This window comes from Pseudomonas sp. EA_5y_Pfl2_R50 (assembly GCF_963970475.1).
In the GTDB taxonomy this organism is placed as follows: domain Bacteria; phylum Pseudomonadota; class Gammaproteobacteria; order Pseudomonadales; family Pseudomonadaceae; genus Aquipseudomonas.
In genome coordinates this window covers 1-1240 of record NZ_CAXAPT010000037.1, presented here as the reverse complement: position 1 = coordinate 1240, position 1240 = coordinate 1, and the positions used below count along the sequence as shown (strand labels likewise).

Genomic DNA, 1240 nt, shown 5'->3' with positions numbered 1-1240 from the left:
CCTCGGCATCGACCGCCTTGCCGACGAGGGTGAAGCCCTCGGCTTTAATCGCTCGTCGATTCGGCTTTCCATGACCTGGATGCTGCCGCGCATCGCCATGCACGAGGGCGTGCGCTCGCCCGACCTGCTGCGGCCCGAGCATATCGACCGGCTGCTCGCCGCCGTCCGCGACTTCGCCTCGCATCCCGACCTGCCGGTCTTCTTCGGTGCGCGCGAGCGCTACGGTCCGCAGTTCGCCAAAAGCTGGATCACGCATGCCAGCCAGCTCGGCACCATCCTCTACCATCGTGGCCAATCGAGCCGGCAGCCGCGCAAGTTCATGCCAGCCTACGCCTCGCACCCGCTGCTGCCGTCTGCGATGTGGGCACTCGTCCAGCGCTGGCTCGCAGCGCGCGCGTCGCAGCTGCGCCCCAGCACGGTTTACCACCACGAGATCGCGCTCAGGCGCTTCCTCGAGCACCTGGGTCGCGTCGCGCCCCAGGTCTGCCGCTTCGAGGATGTGACGCGCGAGCACGTCGAGAGCTTCTTTCGCGCGATGATCGACGAGCCGAGCGCAGGCAGCGGCGTGCCCTTGTCTCTCATCACACGGCGCAACCGCACGAACTCGCTTGCGCTGTTTTTCCGCGATACCGTCGCTTGGGACTGGGAAAGCGCGCCGCAGCGCCAACTCGTCGATTGCCGCGACAAGCCGCCGCACCTCGAGCGCGTGCCCCGCTATATCCCCGAGGAAGAGCTAGCCCGCGTGATGAGCGGCATTCGTGCGCTGGTTTGCCCACTCCAGCGTGCGGCGCTGCTGACGCTGCGCTGGTCGGGCGCTCGACGCGGCGAGGTGCGTCGCCTCGCACTCGATTGCCTCGATCGCTACCCCGACGGCACCGCGCGGCTGCGCATTCCTGTCGGCAAGACCGGCCGCGAGCGGATGGTGCCGCTCCATGAAGAGGCGGCCGACGCGCTCCAGGCCGTGGTGGAAGCACGCCGGAGAGGGCGCGACCGCGCAATGGTCGACGAGCGGACCGGTGACCGACTACGCTTTCTCTTCGTAGATCACGGCAAGTTGTTATCCGAATACTACCTCTTTGAAACGCCGCTGGGCGAGGCGTGCCGGGCGGTTGGCTTGGTCGATGCACGAGGCCGCCATACCGTCACTGCACACCGCTTCCGCCACACCCTCGGAACGCAGCTCGCCGAGCGCGGCGCGAGGCTTGATACGATCATGAGCGTGCTCGGCCACGAGAGCCCG

At 67.7% G+C, this 1240-nt stretch carries 1 protein-coding gene; it reads left to right on the top strand.

Annotated features, from left to right (window positions below; genetic code table 11):
- On the top strand, nucleotides 1-1240 hold a 1240-nt coding region (locus tag AACY19_RS26535; RefSeq protein WP_339454457.1), incomplete at both ends, for a tyrosine-type recombinase/integrase.